This window comes from Streptomyces sp. NPDC001852, from assembly GCF_042891825.1.
Classification (GTDB): Bacteria; Actinomycetota; Actinomycetes; order Streptomycetales; family Streptomycetaceae; genus Streptomyces.
The window spans coordinates 244,252-267,592 of the sequence record NZ_JBIATN010000009.1 but is presented as its reverse complement, the minus strand read 5'-3'; the positions used below and the strand labels follow the sequence as shown (position 1 = coordinate 267,592).

General features: G+C 69.7%; 14 protein-coding genes. 7 read left to right on the top strand and 7 right to left on the bottom strand.

Features of this window, described 5'->3' with window-relative positions; translation table 11 throughout:
• Nucleotides 1-39: 39 nt before the first annotated feature.
• The 3 genes from rplL (at nucleotide 40) to ACFYZB_RS18260 (ending at nucleotide 8,489) form a co-directional block, all read left to right on the top strand.
• A complete protein-coding gene (gene rplL / locus ACFYZB_RS18270; protein ID WP_388759405.1) occupies nucleotides 40-423 on the top strand; it encodes a 50S ribosomal protein L7/L12 in 384 nt (127 codons plus the stop codon).
• A 578-nt stretch (nucleotides 424-1,001) separates the two neighbouring features.
• Nucleotides 1,002-4,487 carry a DNA-directed RNA polymerase subunit beta gene (gene rpoB, locus ACFYZB_RS18265; RefSeq protein ID WP_388759402.1) on the top strand — a complete coding sequence of 1,162 codons (3,486 nt, stop codon included), beginning with the start codon at nucleotides 1,002-1,004 and terminating at the stop codon, nucleotides 4,485-4,487.
• A gap of 102 nt (nucleotides 4,488-4,589) precedes the next feature.
• Complete coding sequence (locus ACFYZB_RS18260) at nucleotides 4,590-8,489, top strand: DNA-directed RNA polymerase subunit beta' (RefSeq protein ID WP_388759399.1); 3,900 nt, start codon at nucleotides 4,590-4,592, stop codon at nucleotides 8,487-8,489.
• Between the two features lie 63 nt (nucleotides 8,490-8,552).
• Here ACFYZB_RS18260 and ACFYZB_RS18255 read toward each other — a convergent pair whose 3' ends face one another.
• From ACFYZB_RS18255 to ACFYZB_RS18230, 6 genes are all read right to left on the bottom strand, one after another.
• A complete protein-coding gene (locus ACFYZB_RS18255; protein WP_388759397.1) occupies nucleotides 8,553-10,022 on the bottom strand; it encodes a M48 family metalloprotease in 1,470 nt (489 codons plus the stop codon).
• 44 nt (nucleotides 10,023-10,066) lie between these two features.
• Nucleotides 10,067-10,579 (bottom strand): Pycsar system effector family protein, encoded by a 513-nt coding sequence (locus tag ACFYZB_RS18250; RefSeq protein ID WP_388759395.1) that lies wholly within the window; start codon nucleotides 10,577-10,579, stop codon nucleotides 10,067-10,069.
• Nucleotides 10,576-12,000, bottom strand: a complete 1,425-nt coding sequence (locus tag ACFYZB_RS18245) for a PE-PGRS family protein (protein ID WP_388759393.1) — start codon at nucleotides 11,998-12,000, stop codon at nucleotides 10,576-10,578. Before ACFYZB_RS18245 ends, ACFYZB_RS18250 begins: the two co-directional genes overlap by 4 nt.
• A 29-nt stretch (nucleotides 12,001-12,029) precedes the next feature.
• Nucleotides 12,030-14,189 (bottom strand): hypothetical protein, encoded by a 2,160-nt coding sequence (locus tag ACFYZB_RS18240; protein ID WP_388759391.1) that lies wholly within the window; start codon nucleotides 14,187-14,189, stop codon nucleotides 12,030-12,032.
• Nucleotides 14,186-15,193, bottom strand: a complete 1,008-nt coding sequence (locus ACFYZB_RS18235) for a hypothetical protein (protein WP_388759389.1) — start codon at nucleotides 15,191-15,193, stop codon at nucleotides 14,186-14,188. Before ACFYZB_RS18235 ends, ACFYZB_RS18240 begins: the two co-directional genes overlap by 4 nt.
• Nucleotides 15,194-15,377: 184 nt before the next feature.
• Nucleotides 15,378-16,076 carry a Crp/Fnr family transcriptional regulator gene (locus ACFYZB_RS18230; protein ID WP_388759511.1) on the bottom strand — a complete coding sequence of 233 codons (699 nt, stop codon included), beginning with the start codon at nucleotides 16,074-16,076 and terminating at the stop codon, nucleotides 15,378-15,380.
• A gap of 454 nt (nucleotides 16,077-16,530) precedes the next feature.
• Between ACFYZB_RS18230 and rpsL the strand changes: the two genes are divergently transcribed.
• From rpsL to tuf, 4 genes are all read left to right on the top strand, one after another.
• A complete protein-coding gene (gene rpsL / locus ACFYZB_RS18225) occupies nucleotides 16,531-16,902 on the top strand; it encodes a 30S ribosomal protein S12 (RefSeq protein ID WP_003948652.1) in 372 nt (123 codons plus the stop codon).
• A gap of 2 nt (nucleotides 16,903-16,904) precedes the next feature.
• On the top strand, nucleotides 16,905-17,375 hold the full coding sequence (gene rpsG, locus ACFYZB_RS18220) for a 30S ribosomal protein S7 (RefSeq protein ID WP_055706461.1): 471 nt from the start codon (nucleotides 16,905-16,907) through the stop codon (nucleotides 17,373-17,375).
• 39 nt (nucleotides 17,376-17,414) lie between these two features.
• Nucleotides 17,415-19,541, top strand: coding sequence for an elongation factor G (gene fusA, locus ACFYZB_RS18215; RefSeq protein ID WP_351214427.1), 2,127 nt, complete (start codon nucleotides 17,415-17,417; stop codon nucleotides 19,539-19,541).
• 156 nt (nucleotides 19,542-19,697) lie between these two features.
• Nucleotides 19,698-20,891 (top strand): elongation factor Tu, encoded by a 1,194-nt coding sequence (tuf, locus tag ACFYZB_RS18210; protein ID WP_388759386.1) that lies wholly within the window; start codon nucleotides 19,698-19,700, stop codon nucleotides 20,889-20,891.
• Between the two features lie 137 nt (nucleotides 20,892-21,028).
• Here the strand turns inward: tuf and ACFYZB_RS18205 are convergent, their stop codons facing one another.
• A complete protein-coding gene (locus tag ACFYZB_RS18205) occupies nucleotides 21,029-23,074 on the bottom strand; it encodes a glycosyltransferase family 4 protein (RefSeq protein WP_388759384.1) in 2,046 nt (681 codons plus the stop codon).
• Nucleotides 23,075-23,341 lie beyond the last annotated feature (267 nt).

Below are 23,341 nucleotides of genomic sequence, written 5' to 3'. Positions count from 1 at the left end.
ACATCCGGCACCAGCCGATTTAGTGGAAGGAAAGCCATCATGGCTCTCACCCAGGACGAACTGCTCGCCGAGTTCGAGGGCATGACCCTGATCCAGCTCGCCGAGTTCGTGAAGGCGTTCGAGGAGAAGTTCGACGTCACCGCCGCCGCCCCCGTCGCGGTTGCCGCCGCCGGCGCCCCGGGTGCCCCGGCCGCCGAGGCCGTCGAGGAGAAGGACGAGTTCGACGTCGTCCTCACCGGCGCCGGCGACAAGAAGATCCAGGTCATCAAGGTCGTGCGTGAGCTGACCTCCCTGGGTCTGAAGGAGGCCAAGGACCTCGTCGACGGCACCCCGAAGCCGGTCCTCGAGAAGGTCAACAAGGAGGCCGCCGACAAGGCCGCCGAGGCCCTCAAGGGCGCCGGCGCGTCCGTCGAGGTCAAGTAAGACCTTCGCGACCGCAGAGACGGCCTCCTAGGGCTGGGACCGTGAAAACGTCCCCCCTGGGGCTGTAACGCGAACGCACCGAAGGGCGATCATCCATCCGGGTGGTCGCCCTTCGGCGTTCCCCGGTGTCCGGCCCGGGCTGCCTTGCACCTGTGTTCGTGAGGGGTAAGGTGATCTTCGTCCTGTCTCAGGAGGGCGGGGTTCCGGCTGGAGGCCCTTGACGAACCGCACGCAGCGCGCAATTCTCAGGACGCGTCGTCACAAGGATCCGAATCCGAGGCATGGATCGACGACGAAGAGGGCAGTATCAACGTGCGTTGAGGGCGGCATGCCGAGGGCGTTGACAAGAGCGGTGAGTACAGCGAGGGTCCCGACAAACCCGCACTGGACATCAGTGTGCCAAGTGGCTACACTGACCCTTTGCGCTGCCTGTTAGCTGTCCCCTGCCCGTCACCAGGGGTCTGCCCTCACTCGAGCACTGACGACAAAAGCCACCTTGACCTGGGGTTTCTGTCTCTGTGTACGGGAGAGGGGCCGGCACGCGCGTAGTGAGTCCGAGCCCTCGGAAGGACCCCCTCTTGGCCGCCTCGCGCAATGCCTCGACCGCGAATATGAACAACGGCGCCAGCACCGCCCCGCTGCGCATCTCCTTTGCAAAGATCAAGGAGCCTCTCGAGGTTCCGAACCTGCTCGCGCTGCAGACCGAGAGCTTCGACTGGCTGCTCGGCAACACCGCCTGGCAGAGTCGGGTCGAGGAGGCTCTGGAGAACGGTCAGGACGTCCCCACCAAGTCCGGTCTGGAGGAGATCTTCGAGGAGATCTCCCCGATCGAGGACTTCTCCGGGTCGATGTCCCTGACGTTCCGGGACCACCGCTTCGAGCCGCCGAAGAACTCCATCGACGAGTGCAAGGAGCGCGACTTCACGTACGCCGCCCCGCTCTTCGTCACCGCGGAGTTCACCAACAACGAGACCGGTGAGATCAAGTCCCAGACGGTCTTCATGGGCGACTTCCCGCTCATGACGAACAAGGGCACTTTCGTCATCAACGGCACCGAGCGTGTCGTGGTGTCCCAGCTGGTCCGTTCCCCCGGTGTCTACTTCGACTCCACCATCGACAAGACGTCCGACAAGGACATCTTCTCCGCCAAGATCATCCCGTCCCGGGGCGCCTGGCTGGAGATGGAGATCGACAAGCGCGACATGGTCGGTGTCCGTATCGACCGCAAGCGCAAGCAGTCGGTCACCGTGCTGCTGAAGGCGCTCGGCTGGACGACCGAGCAGATCCTCGAGGAGTTCGGCGAGTACGAGTCCATGCGCGCCACCCTGGAGAAGGACCACACCCAGGGCCAGGACGACGCGCTGCTCGACATCTACCGCAAGCTGCGTCCGGGCGAGCCCCCCACGCGTGAGGCCGCGCAGACGCTGCTGGAGAACCTGTACTTCAACCCGAAGCGCTACGACCTCGCCAAGGTCGGCCGCTACAAGGTCAACAAGAAGCTCGGTGCGGACGAGCCGCTGGACGCCGGTGTGCTCACCACCGAGGACGTCATCGCCACCATCAAGTACCTGGTGAAGCTGCACGCCGGCGAGACCGAGACGGTGACCGAGTCCGGTCGCACGATCATGGTCGAGACCGACGACATCGACCACTTCGGCAACCGCCGTATCCGCAGCGTCGGTGAGCTGATCCAGAACCAGGTCCGTACGGGTCTCGCCCGTATGGAGCGTGTCGTGCGCGAGCGCATGACCACGCAGGACGTCGAGGCGATCACGCCGCAGACCCTGATCAACATCCGGCCGGTCGTCGCCTCCATCAAGGAGTTCTTCGGCACCAGCCAGCTGTCCCAGTTCATGGACCAGAACAACCCGCTGTCGGGGCTGACGCACAAGCGTCGTCTGAACGCCCTCGGCCCGGGTGGTCTCTCCCGTGAGCGGGCCGGCTTCGAGGTCCGTGACGTGCACCCCTCGCACTACGGCCGCATGTGCCCGATCGAGACGCCGGAAGGCCCGAACATCGGTCTGATCGGCTCGCTCGCCTCCTACGGCCGGGTCAACGCGTTCGGTTTCATCGAGACGCCGTACCGCAAGGTCGTCGACGGCCAGGTCAGCGACGAGGTCGACTACCTGACCGCCGACGAGGAGGACCGCTTCGTCATCGCGCAGGCCAACGCGCCGCTGAACGACGAGATGCGGTTCGCCGAGGCCCGCGTGCTGGTCCGCCGCCGTGGCGGCGAGGTCGACTACGTCGGCCCCGAGGACGTGGACTACATGGACGTCTCGCCGCGCCAGATGGTGTCGGTCGCGACCGCCATGATCCCCTTCCTCGAGCACGACGACGCCAACCGTGCCCTCATGGGCGCGAACATGATGCGTCAGGCCGTGCCGCTGATTAAGTCGGAGGCCCCGCTCGTCGGCACCGGCATGGAGTACCGCTCCGCGGTCGACGCCGGCGACGTGGTCAAGGCCGAGAAGGACGGTGTGGTCCAGGAGGTCTCCGCGGACTACATCACCACCGCCAACGACGACGGCACGTACATCACGTACCGCCTGGCCAAGTTCTCCCGGTCCAACCAGGGCACCTCGGTCAACCAGAAGGTCATCGTCAACGAGGGCGACCGCGTCGTCACCGGCCAGGTGCTGGCCGACGGCCCGGCCACCCAGAACGGCGAGATGGCCCTCGGCAAGAACCTGCTCGTGGCGTTCATGCCGTGGGAGGGTCACAACTACGAGGACGCGATCATCCTGTCGCAGCGCCTCGTGCAGGACGACGTCCTCTCCTCGATCCACATCGAGGAGCACGAGGTCGACGCCCGTGACACCAAGCTCGGCCCCGAGGAGATCACCCGGGACATCCCGAACGTCTCCGAGGAGGTCCTCGCCGACCTCGACGAGCGCGGCATCATCCGCATCGGTGCCGAGGTCATCGCCGGTGACATCCTCGTCGGCAAGGTCACCCCGAAGGGCGAGACCGAGCTGACCCCCGAGGAGCGCCTGCTGCGCGCCATCTTCGGTGAGAAGGCGCGTGAGGTCCGTGACACCTCGCTGAAGGTGCCGCACGGCGAGACCGGCAAGGTCATCGGCGTGCGCGTCTTCGACCGCGAGGAGGGCGACGAGCTGCCGCCGGGCGTGAACCAGCTGGTCCGCGTCTACGTCGCGCAGAAGCGCAAGATCACCGACGGTGACAAGCTCGCCGGCCGCCACGGCAACAAGGGTGTCATCTCCAAGATCCTGCCGATCGAGGACATGCCGTTCCTGGAGGACGGCACCCCGGTCGACATCATCCTCAACCCGCTGGGTGTGCCGTCCCGAATGAACCCGGGACAGGTCCTGGAGATCCACCTCGGCTGGCTCGCCAGCCGCGGCTGGGACGTCTCCGGCCTCGCGGACGAGTGGGCCCAGCGCCTGCAGGCCATCGGCGCCGACCAGGTCGCCCCGCGCACCAACGTCGCGACCCCGGTCTTCGACGGTGCCCGCGAGGACGAGCTGGCGGGTCTGCTGCAGCACACCATCCCGAACCGCGACGGCGAGCGCATGGTCCTCCCGTCCGGCAAGGCGCAGCTGTTCGACGGCCGTAGCGGTGAGCCGTTCCCGGACCCGATCTCGGTCGGCTACATGTACATCCTGAAGCTGCACCACCTGGTCGACGACAAGCTGCACGCCCGCTCGACCGGTCCGTACTCGATGATCACCCAGCAGCCGCTGGGTGGTAAGGCCCAGTTCGGTGGCCAGCGGTTCGGTGAGATGGAGGTGTGGGCCCTCGAGGCCTACGGCGCCGCGTACGCCCTCCAGGAGCTGCTGACCATCAAGTCCGACGACGTCACCGGCCGCGTGAAGGTCTACGAGGCCATCGTCAAGGGCGAGAACATCCCCGAGCCCGGCATCCCCGAGTCCTTCAAGGTGCTCATCAAGGAGATGCAGTCGCTCTGCCTGAACGTGGAGGTGCTGTCCAGCGACGGTATGTCCATCGAGATGCGCGACACCGACGAGGACGTCTTCCGCGCTGCGGAGGAGCTCGGCATCGACCTGTCCCGGCGCGAGCCGAGCAGCGTCGAAGAGGTCTGACGGGAGTCCGGCAGGGGCCTCACCGATGAGTGAGGCCCCCGCCGACCCCCAGGCCCCCGTTTCAGACCAAAGACTTTCGACCCTGAGAGGGATTGACGCATAGTGCTCGACGTCAACTTCTTCGACGAGCTCCGGATCGGCCTGGCCACCGCTGACGACATCCGTCAGTGGAGCCACGGTGAGGTCAAGAAGCCCGAGACCATCAACTACCGCACCCTCAAGCCCGAGAAGGACGGACTCTTCTGCGAGAAGATCTTCGGTCCGACCCGGGACTGGGAGTGCTACTGCGGCAAGTACAAGCGCGTCCGCTTCAAGGGCATCATCTGCGAGCGCTGTGGCGTCGAGGTCACGCGCGCCAAGGTGCGCCGTGAGCGGATGGGCCACATCGAGCTGGCCGCTCCCGTCACGCACATCTGGTACTTCAAGGGTGTCCCCTCGCGCCTCGGCTACCTGCTGGACCTGGCGCCGAAGGACCTCGAGAAGGTCATCTACTTCGCCGCGTACATGATCACGTACGTCGACGAGGAGCGCCGTACCCGCGACCTTCCCTCCCTGGAGGCGCACGTCTCGGTCGAGCGCCAGCAGATCGAGAACCGCCGCGACGCCGACCTGGAGGCCCGCGCCAAGAAGCTCGAGTCCGACCTGGCCGAGCTGGAGGCCGAGGGTGCCAAGGCCGACGTGCGCCGCAAGGTGCGCGAGGGTGCCGAGCGCGAGATGAAGCAGCTGCGCGACCGCGCGCAGCGCGAGATCGACCGCCTCGACGAGGTGTGGAACCGGTTCAAGAACCTCAAGGTCCAGGACCTCGAGGGCGACGAGCTGCTCTACCGCGAGCTGCGGGACCGCTTCGGCACGTACTTCGACGGCTCGATGGGTGCCGCGGCGCTGCAGAAGCGCCTGGAGTCCTTCGACCTCGAGGAGGAGGCCGAGAAGCTCCGCGAGATCATCCGCACCGGCAAGGGCCAGAAGAAGACCCGTGCCCTCAAGCGCCTGAAGGTCGTCTCCGCGTTCCTGCAGACGTCCAACAGCCCCAAGGGCATGGTCCTGGACTGCGTCCCGGTCATCCCGCCGGACCTGCGTCCGATGGTGCAGCTGGACGGTGGCCGCTTCGCGACCTCCGACCTGAACGACCTGTACCGCCGTGTCATCAACCGCAACAACCGTCTGAAGAGGCTCCTGGACCTCGGTGCCCCGGAGATCATCGTCAACAACGAGAAGCGCATGCTTCAGGAGGCCGTTGACGCCCTCTTCGACAACGGCCGTCGCGGCCGCCCGGTGACCGGCCCCGGCAACCGCCCGCTGAAGTCCCTCAGCGACATGCTGAAGGGTAAGCAGGGCCGCTTCCGTCAGAACCTGCTCGGCAAGCGTGTCGACTACTCGGCGCGTTCCGTGATCGTCGTCGGTCCGCAGCTGAAGCTGCACCAGTGCGGTCTGCCGAAGGCGATGGCGCTGGAGCTGTTCAAGCCGTTCGTGATGAAGCGCCTGGTCGACCTGAACCACGCGCAGAACATCAAGAGCGCCAAGCGCATGGTGGAGCGCGGCCGCACGGTCGTGTACGACGTCCTCGAAGAGGTCATCGCCGAGCACCCGGTCCTGCTGAACCGTGCTCCCACCCTGCACCGCCTCGGCATCCAGGCCTTCGAGCCGCAGCTGGTCGAGGGCAAGGCCATCCAGATCCACCCGCTCGTCTGCACCGCGTTCAACGCGGACTTCGACGGTGACCAGATGGCCGTGCACCTGCCGCTGTCCGCGGAGGCGCAGGCCGAGGCCCGCATCCTGATGCTGTCCTCGAACAACATCCTCAAGCCGGCCGACGGCCGTCCGGTGACGATGCCGACCCAGGACATGGTCCTCGGTCTGTTCTTCCTCACCACCGACGGCGAGATGCGTGACGTCAAGGGCGAGGGCCGCTCGTTCGCGTCCGTGGCCGAGGCGATCATGGCGTTCGACGCCGGCGAGCTCTCGCTGCAGTCGCGCGTGGACATCCGCTTCCCGGTGGGCACCATCCCGCCGCGCGGCTGGACCCCGCCGGCGCGCGAGGAGGGCGAGCCGGAGTGGCAGCAGGGTGACAGCTTCCGCCTGAACACCACGCTGGGCCGCGCGCTCTTCAACGAGCTGCTGCCCGAGGACTACCCGTTCGTCGACTACGAGGTCGGCAAGAAGCAGCTCTCCGAGATCGTCAACGACCTCGCCGAGCGCTACCCGAAGGTCATCGTGGCGGCGACGCTCGACAACCTGAAGGCGTCCGGCTTCTACTGGGCCACCCGTTCCGGCGTCACCGTCGCCATCTCCGACGTCGTCGTTCCCGAGGCGAAGAAGGAGATCGTCCGCGGCTACGAGGCGCAGGACGAGAAGGTCCAGAAGCAGTACGAGCGCGGTCTGATCACCAAGGACGAGCGCACACAGGAGCTCATCGCGATCTGGACCAAGGCGACCAACGAGGTCGCCGAGGCGATGAACGAGAACTTCCCGAAGACCAACCCGATCTTCATGATGGTGAACTCGGGTGCACGAGGCAACATGATGCAGATGCGTCAGATTGCCGGTATGCGTGGTCTGGTGTCGAACGCGAAGAACGAGACCATCCCGCGGCCCATCAAGGCGTCGTTCCGTGAGGGTCTGTCCGTGCTGGAGTACTTCATCTCCACGCACGGTGCCCGTAAGGGTCTGGCGGACACCGCCCTGCGTACCGCCGACTCGGGTTACCTCACCCGTCGTCTGGTCGACGTCTCCCAGGACGTCATCATCCGCGAGGAGGACTGCGGCACCGAGCGCGGCCTCAAGCTCCACATCGCGGAGGTCGGCGCGGACGGCGTGCTGCGCAAGGCGGACAACGTCGAGACGTCCGTGTACGCGCGCTGCCTCGCCGAGGAGATCGTGGTCGACGGCAAGGTGCTGGCCCCGGCCGGTACCGACCTCGGTGACGTGCTCATTGACGAGCTGGTCAAGCACGGCGTCGCGGAGGTCAAGACCCGCTCGGTCCTGACCTGCGAGTCCGCCGTCGGCACCTGCGCGATGTGCTACGGCCGTTCGCTGGCCACCGGCAAGCTGGTCGACATCGGTGAGGCGGTCGGCATCATCGCCGCCCAGTCCATCGGTGAGCCCGGTACCCAGCTGACGATGCGTACCTTCCACACCGGTGGTGTGGCCGGTGACGACATCACCCAGGGCCTGCCGCGTGTCGTCGAGCTCTTCGAGGCCCGTACCCCGAAGGGTGTCGCCCCGATCTCCGAGGCTTCCGGCCGCGTCCGGATCGAGGAGACCGAGAAGACCAAGAAGCTCGTCGTCACCCCGGACGACGGCAGCGACGAGACGGCCTACCCGATCTCGAAGCGCGCCAAGGTCCTGGTCAGCGAGGGCGAGCACGTCGAGGTGGGCCAGCAGCTCACCGTGGGTGCCACCAACCCGCACGACGTGCTGCGCATCCTGGGCCAGCGTGCCGTCCAGGTCCACCTGGTCGGCGAGGTCCAGAAGGTCTACAACTCGCAGGGTGTGTCGATCCACGACAAGCACATCGAGATCATCATCCGGCAGATGCTCCGCCGCGTGACGATCATCGAGTCCGGCGACGCCGAGCTGCTGCCCGGCGAGCTGGTCGAGCGCTCGAAGTTCGAGACCGAGAACCGTCGTGTGGTCCAGGAGGGCGGTCACCCGGCCTCCGGTCGTCCGCAGCTGATGGGTATCACCAAGGCCTCGCTGGCGACGGAGTCCTGGCTGTCGGCCGCCTCCTTCCAGGAGACGACCCGAGTCCTGACGGACGCGGCGATCAACGCCAAGTCCGACAGCCTCATCGGCCTCAAGGAGAACGTCATCATCGGTAAGCTCATCCCGGCCGGTACGGGCCTGTCCCGCTACCGCAACATCCGGGTCGAGCCGACCGAGGAGGCCAAGGCCGCGATGTACTCGGCCGTCGGCTACGACGACATCGACTACTCGCCGTTCGGCACCGGCTCCGGCCAGGCCGTTCCGCTGGAGGACTACGACTACGGTCCGTACAACCAGTAAGCGAGCAGCTTGAAGGGCGGTCACCCCTCGGGGTGGCCGCCCTTCGGCGTTTCCCCGGGGATCTCAGCGACGGAGCCGGAGGTACGGCTCCAGGGCACTCAGCCGGGTCTCGTGGTCGGGATGGGTGGACAGCAGCCGGGCCAGGGTGCCGGGCTCCTGCAGCTTCTGCCCCTGCGCCACGGCGGCCGCCTTCGCCGTCTCCTCCTCCGTCCGGAAGTGGTGGATCACCTCGGCCAGCCGGGGGGCGAAACCGAGCTCGGCGGCCTGCTGGTCGGCGCGCAGCTCGCCGCGCCGGCCGACGTAGGCGAGCAGGTACGGGGCGGCGACCAGCGGGACGGTGATGTACCAGGCGCCGAGGAACCCGGCGACCACCACCATGCCCAGGAAGAAGTAGACGCAGCCGGTGGCGGCCAGCGAGAACACGCGGGACACGGCGATTGCGATCCGGGCCAGGGCGCGCATCACGGCCCAGGCGATCCGTCCGGGCAGCGAGTACCAGTAACCGAGCAGACCGGCCCACGCGTGGCCGCCGGTGTGGTGGCCCAGCTCGTGGGCGAGTACGGCGGCGAGGTTGCTGCTGGGGATCTTGTTCAGGGCGTACGTGGTGACGCCGACGACATGCCCGGCCACGGCGACGGCGTTCAGCTCGCCGCTGTTCTCCACCATCAGCTCGTACGTCTGCGCCTCGATGCCGGCCCGGGCGGTCACCTCCCGCCAGACCGGTTCGAGCCGGGCCCGCTCCTCGGCCGTTGGCAGGCGGAGCTTGAGCACGTGCCGGGCGAACGCCAGCTCGGTGGGCCGGTGGAAGACGAGGGCACCACTGAAGAGCCAGGCCACCGTGACGATCCAGCCCATCACGGTGCCGAACACCCCGAGGGCGATCGAACCGACCACGGCCAGACTCACCAGCGCCCCCGGCAGCTGCACGGCCAGCCGCCCGATCGCGGTCACGTCGGCCCCACGCTGATGCTCGGCGACGAGCACGCGCCCGCCACGGTGCCGGTAGTCGAGATCGTCGGGGGCGGGCTCGGACGGGTCCGGGGCGTGCGGGGGAGCGTCGGGGGACGGCAGGGGCGCGGTGGGGGCGCCCACGTGGTGCGCCGCCCCGGCAGACGCGCCCGGCGGGCCCGGGTATGCCGGGGGCGCGGGGTCCGCGCTCTGGCCGGGGTATGTCGGTGCCGGGGTGGGGTGGGGGCCGGTGCCTTCGGCGGGGTAGGCGGGGGCGGTTGCCGGGTACGGGGGCGCGGGGTCGGGGCTTTGGCCGGGGTATGTGGGTGCGGGGGTGGAGTGGGGGCTGGTGGCTTCGGCAGGGTAGGCGGGGGCGGTTGCCGGGTAGGGCGGGCCGGCGGTCGGGTAGGCGGGCGTGGGGGCCGGGTAGGCGGGCGTGGGGGCAGGGTACTGGGGCGGCACGCCAGGGTAGGGAGGCGGAGCGGCGGTCGGGCCTGTGCTCGAGGGCACGGTGGCGTCCGGGTACGCCGGCTCGCCGGGGTAGGCGGGAGCGGGCGGTACGGCCGGATCCGGGGGCTGGGACATGGAACGGGACTCCTTCGAGTGGTGCGGGGACGACGGCTGCGGGCTCAGCCGATGAGCGCGGCGGCGGGCAGCAGAAGGGCGCCGGCGCAGAAGGCGAGCAGGCCGACGCGGATCCAGCGGTGCTTGGACGCGGCGATCCGGCTGGTCGCGGTGAGTGCCGCCAGCAGGGCGGCGGCGGGATCGCGGTCGGTGTCGGCGAGCGCCTCGGCGAGACGGTCCTCGCGCACGGCCTGCTGGATGTCACCGAAGTAGCAGAGCGGCCGCCCGGCCGCCCACGAACCGCTGTGGTAGCGGGGCAGCACGGCGAGCAGCAGCGCGGCCAGCGACAGCGCGAGCGAGGCAGCGCCGCCCCACCAGGCGGCGGCACCGGCCGCGGACAACTCGCCCGGCGACCAGTCCCGTCCGGACATCAGCCCGGTGAACACACCGGCCGTCAGCCCCAGCGCCGCCACCAGCACGGACGCCTTGGTGTCGGCGCGCCCGATCTCGCCACGCAGCTCCCGCAACAGCCGCTCGGCGGACGTACCAGTGGCCACATCGGTGTCCGGGCTGGTCATGCCGGTCCCGCTTCGGGCAGCTCGGGCGAGGTGGTGCCGACGGGGCCGCCCGGCGTGGCGGGTGGCTGCCCGGGCAGGGGAGGCACGGTGGGTGCCGGTCCCGGGGCGACGGGCGGTGTGGGGGGCGCGAACGCCGCCTGCCCGTACGCCGGGCCGGCACCGGGCGGCCCGTAGGGCGCGGGTGCCTGCCCGGACGGCGGACCGGGCGGGTATGGCTGCGGATACGGCTGCTGCGGGGCGTACGGCGACGGGGCGTAAGGCGATGGCGGACTGGGAGAGGGGGCGTACGGCGACGTGTGGGGCGCCGGACCGGGAGCCGCCCCGCCGCCGGGGACCGCCGTGCCGACGGCTTCGCTGCCTCCGGCCTGCGGGGGCGCGGGCGGCCCCGCGTACGGCTCGGCGTACGACGGCGCCGGCACCGCGCCCGGCGGCAGCGCCTCCGGGGCCGCGACCGGCGGCGTCTGCGCGGCCCGGTCCTGCTGCTCGATCAGGTCGTCGACGGAGGCCAGCACCGACCGCGCCGACTCCGCCTTCTGGAAGTCCTCCAGCGTGTCGCCCGCGATCAGTTCCAGCTGCTTGCGGATGGTGCCGAGCTGGTCCTTCTGCAGGGTGCCGATCACCATCTTCGTGTCCATGGGGTGCTGGGCGAGGTGCAGCGCCCACGCGGCCACGCCACCGTGCTGCAGGTGGTACTGGTAGAACGCGAGCTTCTGGGCGACCAGCTGCTGCGACTGCTGCTGCCGCAGCCACTCCAGTTCGTGCTCCTGCCGGGCCTGACGCATCCGGAACTCGTGTTCGGGATCCAGCATCTCGGACTCGTAGCGCAGGCTGCGCTTGCGCCGCCGGTGGGCGATCGCCTCGTCGTCCAGGCGCAGCCGCACCACGCACGTCACCGCCAGACCGGTGCCCGCGGCGAAGCGGCCCTCCTCCATCACGGTCTCCAGCAGGGCCTGTTCGGCCTCGGGGCTGTCCTCGATGGAGAAGCGCCGGGTGAGGGGGCGGGCCAGCTGCTGCAGCTCCCGGCTGAGCCGGGTCGGTACGTCCCGTTCACCGCTCGCCACATAGGCGATCGGGTCCGCCACGCGCCAGGTCAGATCGGCGATCGCGCCGAAGGAGAAGGCGTCGTCGTCGCTGGGCAGCCGCAGCTTCAGCTGGACCGGGTGGCTGCCCATGTCCACCTCGTACACCGAGGTGTAGCGCCGGGTCGCCGCCTCCGCGCGGCTCGGCCGCTCGGGCGGCATGAAGACGTCGTACGAGCCGCTCGCGGTGACGAAGACCAGCGCGTGGTCGATTGCGCCGATCTGTCTGCGGGCGACGTAGTCGAACCGGGAGATCGGGCGCACGGTCAGCACCGGGTCGATCAGGGTGCTGTGCCGGTCGGCGTCCTGCTGCCACTCCGGCGGCCGGCGGAAGTCCGCCATGGGTCAACTCCTCGAAGGCATAGGGGGGTTCAGTGGGTCGTGGCCGGGTGCAGCACCGTGAGCAGGTGATCGGCCAGTGGCGGCCGCGGGCCGCCGTCCTCGGCGCGCAGGGTGCGCAGTTCGTGGTCGAGGCGTTTGCGGTCGTCCGCGGAGACGACGAGGGCGGGCAGCAGCAGCTCCAGCGCGTAGGCGGCGTCCGCGCGGCGGCCGCCGACGTACACCCAGGTGCGCAGGGCGTCGAGGGCCGGGCGGGTGTGGGCGCGGTCGCCCAGCGCCGTGCGCCACAGGGTGGCGAGGTCACGGGCCGCGTCCGCCTCGTACATGCCGCTCTCGGCGTACCAGCCGACGAGCGCGCCGTCCTCGGAGTTGTCGCAGGCCCGCACGAACGCGGCGAGAGCCAGGTCGCGGACCGCCGGAGTGTCCAGGTACAGCAGCCGGACGAACTCGGCGAGCACCTCCCCGCGGCGCCGGCCCGGGCCGCCGGACAGCAGCAGGGCGGCGGACTCGGTGAGGTTGTCCCGTTCGGCCTTGTTGCTGGCGTCGGCGCGGGCCCGGGCGGCGAGTGCGCCGAGCGCGGGCCCGGCCAGGTCGGGGCGCAGCGGCGCGAGCAGGCCGAAGGCGCGGATGGCCGTCCAGCGCCGCCCCACGTGCCCGTCGGAGCACCACTGGGTGAGCAGCCGCAGCACCACCGGCGCCCCGAGCAACTGGGCGAGGGTGAGCGTGTTGGCGGCGGTGACACGCGGGCCGAAGGCCCGGGAGGTCGCCCAGCGGTCGACGAGCAGCGCCATCGTCGAGGGCAGGTCGGCGGCGGCGAGCAGTGCGGTGGCCGCCGCCGCGCGGGTCCGCACCAGGGGGCGGCCGTCGCGGGCGAGCTGCCCGATCCACGCCACGAGGGCGGGCCGGGCGGAGGGATGGCGGGTCCACACCTCGGTGAGCAGGACGCGCGAGGTGCGCTCCTCGCGGAACCCGGCGGTGAACTGCGGCACCGAGCCCCACTCGGTCGGTTCGCCGCGCAGCTCCCCGTGCGCCCGGGCGAGCGTGAGCCGGTCGGCGGCGGCCGGCCCGAACACCGGGATCTCGGGCGGCACTTCGGGGTGCTGCAGCCGCTGGAAGTGCACGTACAGCGTGTCGGCGAGTTCGGCGGCGAGGACGTACGGGGCCTGGTCGAATACGGCGAGCGAGATGAGGAAGGCCTTGTCGCGCAGACCGGTGTCCGGGTCGCGGAGCCAGTCGCGGCACTGCTTCTCCACCGCCGCCTGCCCGAAATCGGCGAGCCGCGCCAGGGCCGGCTCGCTGCCGTCGTAGTCGCCGAGCGCCTCGGCGAACGCGGCGGCCTCGGCGGGATGCCGGTCGGCGGCGAGGAACTCGGCCACCGGTTCGAGGGCCAGGAGCCTGTCCACGTCGTCGCCGTCCGGTCTGCGCCGCGCCAGATGCGCCCGTACGACGTCCAGCGGGCTCGGCGGAACCCAGGCGCAGGGCATGACGCCCGGCAGATGGGGGGAGTTCTCGACGGTGACGACGAGATAGCCGTCGGCCTTCTCCAGCTGCTCGCGGGCCGCGTAGAGGTGGGTGTCGCGCAGGGGGCGGTTGCGGCTGAGGGGCAGGTCGCGCAGGACGTGCCCGCCGGGCCGGGACAGCCTGCCGCTGAGCGCCCCGGGGGTGGTCTCGGGGTCGAGGGCGTGGACGGCGGGGACGCCCAGGCGGTGCAGCAGCATCAGCGCGGCGGCGCTGCGGCCGGTGGCGTGCGCGCCGGAGAGGACCAGGACCCGCTCCTCGCGCAGCCGCCGCAGCGCGCCGGCGAAGGCAGGGCCGTCGGAGAAGACGGCGGCCAGCGCGTCGAGATGGGCCGGGGGGATCTCGCCGGAGGAGTCGGTGCCGTCGGCCGCCGGGCCGTGGTGGTGGTGCTCGTGGACCTCGGTCCGGCCGCCCATGTACACGTCGCCGCCGACCTGCCCGCCGGACACGCCGTGCTGGGCACCGCCGACGAGGCTGCCGCCAAAGGCCGCGGTGTCCCCGAGGATGAACCCCGGGGTGTGCGCGAACAGCTCCCGCTGCGCGGCCCGCGCCTCCTGCGTGCGCTCCTCCGGCTCGGGTCCGTCCTCCTCGCCGGCCGCCGCGTCCTCGGGCGGGATGCCGGCGGCGGCCGCCTGCCCGCCCTCCTGCGGCCCGGCCGCCTCGCCCGCCGTCACGCGCCCTCACCCGCCGTACCGCCCAGCCGCACGTCCCCGGTGACCTGTCCCCCGGACACCCCGTGCTGGTCCCCGCCGACGAGGCTGCCCCCGAAGCTCGGGGACCCACTGCCGAAGTTGAAGACGACCCCGCCGCCCGCGGGGCCCTGGGCGGGTGCGGCGCCGGGCTGCGTCGTCGCGGGAGCCGTCTGTGCCGCGCCGGCCTGCGCCGACGGGGCCGGGACGGTGGCGGCGCCGTCCACCCCTGCCGTTGCGGGCACCGGCGTGTCGAGGGACGCCCGGCCGGCGCCCCCGCCGGCTCCCGCGGGTCCGCATTCCGCGGGCGGCGCCCCGGACGTCGTTGCCCCCCGTGCCCCCGGTGCCGGGTCGTCCCCCGGGAAACCCGGCACCGGGGGCTCCCCCGCCCCCGTGTCGGCGTGGTCGTGGTCGCCCGCCGGTACCGGGCCGTGGAGCCAGGCGCGCAGCGGGCCGTTCTTGCTGGTCACCGTCACGGGGCGGAAGTCGGCGGCGGGGACGCCGACGTGGTCGTGGCGCACGATGCCCGCGTGCACGCCCTCCGACACGCACAGCGCGAAGCCGTCCGCCCGGGCGCGCAGCGCCTCGCGCAGCAGCTGGGCGTCGAGGAGCCGGCAGGCGTGGTTCAGGTCGGAGCCGACCCAGCCGCCGTGCTCGTCCACGGCGACGTATCCGTTCGCGACCACGCCCCGCAGCCGGATCTGCGCCGTACTGGACGCGGAGCGGTTGTACGCGTGCAGCTGGGCCGGCACCTCGGTCAGCAGGGCCCGCAGCAGCGCCCGTACGGAGGCGCTCGCGTCGATCAGCTCCATCACCGAGTCCCCCCGGTCCGCCCGTGAGCGCAGCGTCTCGTCGATGCCGGCGGCCTCCAGGACCTGGTTGGCGATGTCGTACAGCTTGCGTCGCAGGATCTCCTGGTCGACGTCGTCCCGGTCGCTGTACTTCTCGATGTCGAGCAGGAGGAACGTCCGGCTCACGGGATCGGTCATGGTCGCCTTTCGTCGGCTTGCCGCTGGGTGGCTCGTCGGTGGGTGGCTCGTCGCCCGGTGGTTCGCGGGCCGCCGCCCGTGGCAGCAGAGTGGCGCCGGTGGCGGCAGGGCCGTGAGGACGGATGACCCACCCGAACTGTGACCGTGTGCACACAAGGCCCGCCGGGCGCAGCGCACGCGGGGTTCACTCGCGCCCCTCAGCCCGTGCGATCCGGCGCAGCACGTCCGGCCGTACGATCACCAGCGCGCGCCGCCCGGTGGTGACCGCGCCCCGCTCCCGCAGCTCCTTCAGCAGCCGCTGCACCATCTCCCGTGAGGCCCCCACCGACCCGGCGAGCTCCTGCTTGCTCAGCGGCACGGACAGCTCGATGCCCTCGGCGGTGCGCCGGCCGTGGGTGCGGGCGAGTTCGAGCAGCAGGGTCGCGAACCGCTCCCGCACGCTCATCGAGGCGAACTCCAGCCGGCGCCGGTCCGCGGCGCGCGTCCGGTCCGAAGCGAGGCCGAGCAGGGCGAAGGAGACGGCGGGGGAGCGGGCGAGGAACGCGGTGAAGCGTTCACGCTGGACGGCCACGGTCCGCACGTGCTCCAGCGCGGTCACGGTCGCCGACCTGGTCCGTCCCGTCAGCGCCGCCGCCTCGCCGACCACGTCGCCGGGTCCGCGCAGTGCGAGCAGCGCCTCGTACCCGTTGGCCGCGGCGGCCGTGACCTTCGTCCAGCCGCGCACGATGAACAGCACGTGCGAGGACGGTTCACTCTGGTGGAGCAGCACGACGCGCGGCGCGTACGACAGTTCGTGGCCGAGCGCGAGCAGCGCGGCCCGCTCCGCCTTCTCCAGCCGGGCCAGGAAGGGCACCCTGTCGCCCAAGCCGTCGTCGCCCGGCATGTCACCCGAAATGCCCGGCGTGTCTCCCGGCGTGTGCGGTATGTCTCCCGGCATGCCGGGTAAGCGACCAGCCGTCATCTGATCCTCGTCCCCCCTCGGCGTGGCGATCGCTCAACGTACAGAAGGGCCGGGCCGGGCGAGACGGGAACGAGCCGGATTCACGCATACGCGGCACAATGGCGGGAAGGGAAGCAGGACAAGTCCGGCGTGTCGGTGCCCGCTCCATTTGTTTTGACCGAAGTCCGTGAGGTAGGTACGCTCAGACCTTGTGCCTGGGGTGTGCCCTGGCTCTCGTGCGTGCCTTCAAACCGCATGGCGAGCCATGAGCGGCCACCGTAATCTGTGCTCTTTTCGCCTTGCGGCGGGAGTCCGCCGGATTCGACACACCCGACCGCGTGGGTCGGTGACGTTCCAGGTTAGCTGTACCCATCGGCACACAGAAACCGGAGAAGTAGTGCCTACGATCCAGCAGCTGGTCCGCAAGGGCCGGCAGGACAAGGTCGAGAAGAACAAGACGCCCGCACTCGAGGGTTCCCCTCAGCGTCGTGGCGTCTGCACGCGTGTGTTCACGACCACCCCGAAGAAGCCGAACTCGGCCCTCCGCAAGGTCGCGCGTGTGCGTCTGACCAGCGGCATCGAGGTCACCGCTTACATTCCGGGTGAGGGACACAACCTGCAGGAGCACTCCATCGTGCTCGTGCGCGGCGGCCGTGTGAAGGACCTGCCGGGTGTTCGCTACAAGATCATCCGCGGTTCCCTCGACACCCAGGGTGTCAAGAACCGCAAGCAGGCTCGCAGCCGTTACGGCGCCAAGAAGGAGAAGTAAGAATGCCTCGTAAGGGCCCCGCCCCGAAGCGCCCGGTCATCATCGACCCGGTCTACGGTTCTCCTCTGGTGACCTCCCTGATCAACAAGGTGCTGCTGAACGGCAAGCGCTCGACTGCCGAGCGGATCGTTTACGGCGCCATGGAGGGCCTGCGCGAGAAGACCGGCAACGACCCGGTCGTCACCCTCAAGCGCGCTCTCGAGAACATCAAGCCGACCCTCGAGGTCAAGTCCCGCCGTGTCGGTGGCGCCACCTACCAGGTCCCGGTCGAGGTCAAGCCCGGCCGTGCCAACACCCTGGCGCTGCGCTGGCTGGTCGGTTACTCCCGCGCCCGTCGCGAGAAGACCATGACCGAGCGTCTCCTCAACGAGCTTCTCGACGCCTCCAACGGCCTCGGCGCGGCCGTGAAGAAGCGCGAGGACACCCACAAGATGGCCGAGTCCAACAAGGCCTTCGCGCACTACCGCTGGTAGTCGCTACCCACATCGAGACCGAGAGAAGACTGAAGCCTTATGGCTACCACTTCACTTGACCTGGCCAAGGTGCGCAACATCGGCATCATGGCCCACATCGACGCGGGCAAGACGACCACCACCGAGCGGATCCTGTTCTACACCGGTGTGTCTTACAAGATCGGTGAGGTCCACGACGGCGCTGCCACCATGGACTGGATGGAGCAGGAGCAGGAGCGTGGCATCACGATCACCTCTGCTGCCACCACCTGCCACTGGCCGCTGGAGAACGTCGACCACACCATCAACATCATCGACACCCCGGGCCACGTCGACTTCACCGTCGAGGTGGAGCGCTCCCTGCGCGTCCTCGACGGTGCCGTGACGGTGTTCGACGGTGTCGCCGGCGTTGAGCCGCAGTCCGAGACGGTGTGGCGTCAGGCGGACCGCTACGGCGTTCCGCGTATCTGCTTCGTCAACAAGCTCGACCGCACGGGCGCCGAGTTCCACCGCTGCGTGGACATGATCTCGGACCGCCTGGGCGCGCAGCCGATCGTCATGCAGCTCCCGATCGGTGCCGAGGCCGACTTCAAGGGCGTCGTGGACCTGGTCCGCATGAAGGCGCTCGTGTGGTCCGCCGAGGCCACCAAGGGCGAGATGTACGACGTCGTCGACATCCCGGCCACGCACACCGAGGCGGCCGAGGAATGGCGCGGCAAGCTCCTCGAGGCCGTCGCCGAGAACGACGAGCAGCTGATGGAGCTGTACCTGGAGGGCGAGGAGCCCACCGAGGAGCAGCTCTACGCGGCGATCCGTCGTATCACCATCGCGTCCGGCAAGGGCACCGGCACCACGGTGACCCCGGTGTTCTGTGGCACCGCGTTCAAGAACAAGGGCGTCCAGCCCCTGCTCGACGCGGTCGTGCGCTACCTGCCTTCCCCGGTTGACATCGAGGCCATCGAGGGCCACGCGGTCAACAACCCGGAGGAGGTCGTCAAGCGCAAGCCGTCCGACGACGAGCCGCTGTCCGCGCTGGCGTTCAAGATCATGAGCGACCCGCACCTCGGCAAGCTCACCTTCGTCCGCGTGTACTCCGGCCGCCTGGAGTCCGGCACCGCCGTGCTGAACTCCGTCAAGGGCAAGAAGGAGCGCATCGGCAAGATCTACCGCATGCACGCCAACAAGCGTGAGGAGATCGAGTCGGTGGGCGCCGGCGACATCGTCGCCGTCATGGGCCTGAAGCAGACCACCACCGGTGAGACGCTGTCCGACGACAAGAACCCGGTCATCCTGGAGTCCATGGACTTCCCGGCGCCGGTCATCCAGGTCGCCATCGAGCCCAAGTCGAAGGGCGACCAGGAGAAGCTGGGCGTCGCGATCCAGCGCCTGGCCGAGGAGGACCCGTCCTTCCAGGTCCACTCGGACGAGGAGACCGGCCAGACCATCATCGGTGGTATGGGCGAGCTGCACCTCGAGGTGCTGGTCGACCGTATGCGCCGTGAGTTCAAGGTCGAGGCCAACGTCGGCAAGCCGCAGGTGGCGTACCGCGAGACGATCCGCAAGGCCGTCGAGCGCGTCGACTACACCCACAAGAAGCAGACCGGTGGTACCGGTCAGTTCGCGAAGGTGCAGATCGGCATCGAGCCGCTCGAGGGTGGCGACACCTCGTACGAGTTCGTGAACAAGGTGACCGGTGGCCGCATCCCGAAGGAGTACATCCCTTCGGTGGACGCCGGTGCGCAGGAGGCCATGCAGTTCGGCATCCTCGCCGGTTACGAGATGACCGGCGTGCGCGTCATCCTCCACGACGGTGCCTACCACGAGGTCGACTCCTCCGAGCTCGCCTTCAAGATCGCCGGTTCGCAGGCCTTCAAGGAGGCCGCGCGCAAGGCCAGCCCCGTGCTGCTCGAGCCGATGATGGCCGTCGAGGTCACCACGCCCGAGGACTACATGGGTGAGGTCATCGGCGACATCAACTCCCGCCGTGGCCAGATCCAGGCCATGGAGGAGCGGGCCGGTGCCCGCGTCGTGAAGGGCCTCGTGCCCCTTTCGGAGATGTTCGGTTACGTCGGCGACCTGCGCAGCAAGACGTCCGGCCGCGCCAGCTACTCCATGCAGTTCGACTCCTACGCCGAGGTTCCGCGGAACGTCGCCGAGGAGATCATCGCGAAGGCCAAGGGCGAGTAACGCACCGCGTTCACACGCCGTAGGCTTGACTCCGGAGCCTCAAGGGGCAAACAGCCGTGAACCCGGATGTTTGCCCCCGGTTCCGGGCCTTTACAGCAAAGATCACCTGGCGCCGATGAAGTAAGGCGTACAGAACCACTCCACAGGAGGACCCCAGTGGCGAAGGCGAAGTTCGAGCGGACTAAGCCGCACGTCAACATCGGCACCATCGGTCACATCGACCACGGTAAGACGACCCTCACGGCCGCCATTACCAAGGTGCTGCACGACGCGTACCCGGACCTGAACGAGGCCACCCCGTTCGACAACATCGACAAGGCGCCCGAGGAGCGTCAGCGCGGTATCACCATCTCCATCGCGCACGTCGAGTACCAGACCGAGGCGCGTCACTACGCCCACGTCGACTGCCCGGGTCACGCGGACTACATCAAGAACATGATCACCGGTGCCGCCCAGATGGACGGCGCGATCCTGGTGGTCGCCGCGACCGACGGCCCGATGCCGCAGACCAAGGAGCACGTGCTCCTGGCCCGCCAGGTCGGCGTTCCGTACATCGTCGTCGCCCTGAACAAGGCCGACATGGTGGACGACGAGGAGATCCTGGAGCTCGTCGAGCTCGAGGTCCGTGAGCTCCTCTCCGAGTACGAGTTCCCCGGCGACGACGTTCCGGTCGTCAAGGTCTCCGCTCTCAAGGCCCTCGAGGGCGAGAAGGAGTGGGTGGACTCCGTCCTCAACCTGATGAACGCCGTCGACGAGTCGATCCCGCAGCCGGAGCGCGACGTCGACAAGCCGTTCCTCATGCCGATCGAGGACGTCTTCACCATCACCGGTCGCGGTACGGTCGTCACCGGCCGTATCGAGCGTGGTGTCCTCAAGGTCAACGAGACCGTCGACATCATCGGCATCAAGCCGGAGAAGACCTCCACCACGGTCACCGGCATCGAGATGTTCCGCAAGCTGCTCGACGAGGGCCAGGCCGGTGAGAACGTCGGTCTGCTGCTCCGCGGCATCAAGCGCGAGGACGTCGAGCGCGGCCAGGTCATCATCAAGCCGGGCTCGGTCACCCCGCACACCGAGTTCGAGGCCCAGGCCTACATCCTGTCCAAGGACGAGGGTGGCCGCCACACGCCGTTCTTCAACAACTACCGCCCGCAGTTCTACTTCCGTACGACGGACGTGACCGGCGTGGTGACCCTCCCCGAGGGCACCGAGATGGTCATGCCGGGTGACAACACCGAGATGAAGGTGGACCTCATCCAGCCCGTCGCCATGGAAGAGGGCCTGAAGTTCGCCATCCGCGAGGGTGGCCGCACGGTGGGCGCCGGCCAGGTCACCAAGATCGTCAAGTAAGTTCCGCTTGCTTGAGGGTCACCTGACCTGAAGGTCTTCCGACCTACGGGGAGGCCCGTACGACTCCGGTCGTACGGGCCTCTTCGCTTTCTCCGGCAGTTCGTGTGTGCACCGGCTGACGTTGCGGATGACGGCCGCTACGGCAGATCGACGGCGTTGACGGACAGGTCGTTGTCGACCGTGTAGTACGGCCGTACCCGGGCGCGTCCGCGCGGGGTTTCCTCGAACAACGTGACGGGGTACACGTACACCTTCTTGCGGTCCTTGACGTCACCGAACCACCCGCCGACGCGCACCGGTTCGGCCCGGCCGGCGACGCGGACCGACAGGTCCCACAGGTCCTGCTCGTCGTGGTGGTGCCGGGCGACGTCCGCGCAGCTGACGCGGGCGTGCAGCAGCCCTTCCCCGTCGCGGTGCCAGGACGGCTCCAGGACCGGGGCGTCGGCGCGGCCGCGGTGCCGCAATTCGGCACCCTCGGCGTCGGCGTCGGTCCCGAACAGGCGCACCGTCACGCCGATCTCGCCGCCGTCGATGTCGATGCCCTGTACCTCGGCGTGCACGTCGGCCTCACGGGTGCTCAGCGCGACGAACCCGTCCACGGTCGTGTACGGCAGCAGGGCCCGCACCGGGGAGAGCTGCGGCTCGGGCCGGAAGTCCATCAGGCCCCGCAGGTCGAGCAGGTCGCTGCGCAGCCGCTTGCGCGGCCCCTTCGCCGGAGCGATCCACAGGTCCCACACCGCGTTCCCCAGGGGCAGCGTGCGCTCGACGGGAGCCGAGAGCCGGCCGCCGGCGTCGCGGACGAGCGGCACGCGCAGGGTCGTACGGTCCTCGCCGCCGCGTCTGATCAGCAGCAGCCGGCCCTCGTCGACCGGCGCGGTGGGCGCGAGCACCACGCGCAGCGAACCGTCCGCGTCGGCATGGAGGGACCCGCTCATCGGCGCCGGCGCCGGCGACACGGGCGGCTGCGGCGCTGCCGCCTGCGGCGCGGCCGTCCGGCCGGCGCGGTTGCGCAGCAGACGGCCCCACAGCGAGGTGCGGCCGGGCGCCGCGGTGGAACGGCCGGCACCGAGCTCACGGAACAGCTCCTCGTAGCGCACGGCGATCGCGGCGGGGTCGAACCGCTCGGCGTTGCGGCGGGCCGCGGCACCCATCGCGGCCCGCGCGCTGTCGTCGTCGATCAACCGCAGCAGGCCCTCGGCGATGGAGTCGACGTCTCCCGGCCTGACCAGCAGGCCGTCCTCGCCGTCGCGGATGATCTCACGCGGGCCGAGCGGGCAGTCGGTGCTCACGACCGGGACTCCGCAGCGCATCGCTTCCACGATGGTCATGCCGAAGGACTCGCTGTCCGAGGTCACCGCGGCGATCGAACCCTTGACCCACTCGGCCTCGATCGGCGAGGCGAGTCCCATCAGATGGACCTGGTCGTACAGACCGAGGTCATTGATCAGGGAGCGCAACTTCCCGCGCTGGCCGCCGTCGCCGTAGATCCGCAAGCGCCAGTCGGGGTGCTTGGCGGCGACCTTCGCGAAGGCCTGCACGAGCAGGTCGTACCGCTTGATGACCGCGAGCCGCCCCGCGGCGACGACCGTCTTGGCGGCAGGGTCGGCCGGGGACACCGACGGCGCGGGGACGCTGTTGGGTATGGAGACGATCGGCAGCCCCGGAATGGCCATGTCGCTGCGGTAGTTGGCCGCATCGGCCTCGGAGACCGTGACGAATCCGTTCAGGCGCGCATAGGCCTTCTTCAGCTCAGGACGCAGGGCCTCCGGGTGGGATGCGAGCGTGATGTGCTCCTGGCCGATGCGCAGCGTCCGGTCGCCGCCGAAGCGCGCGACATACACGTTCAGTCCGGGGCGCGTCCCGATGAGCACGTCCGGGCTGTTCCGGCGGAAGTACGCGGCGGCTCGCTCGTCCGTCACCGTGCTGTACTGGTGGTAGCGGGCCTCGGCGGCGGGGAAGACCCGGGCCGGTGCGGACCGCTCCTCCTCGGGCACCTCACGCGTGTCGATGAGGCTGGTCAGCCTGATCCGCGGGTCCACGGCGAACAGCGGTGTGTCGGTGTTCTGGAACACCGACACGATCTCCACCTCGTGGCGTTCGGCCAGGGCCGAGGCGAGATTGATCGTCGTCCGGTTTGTCCCACCCAGGCCATACACATTGTGGATGAGGAACGAGATCTTCACGCAGTTCTCCTGCTGTACGGCATGGGTGGGGAGCCGCCGCCACGTCGGGCACAGACCGACCGCAGGGCACTCAAAGATTATTCACACACTTTCCATACCGTTTACAAGGAGTTAGAAGTCACGAAAGGCGCGCAGAGGTGCTGGCGTGGGGGGGGGGGGGGGGGGGGGGGGCACCCCCCCCCCCCCCCCGGGGCCAACCCCCCCCCCCCCCCGGGGGGGCGCGGGGGGGGGGCACCCCGGGGGGGGGGGGCGGGGTGGCACAACGAG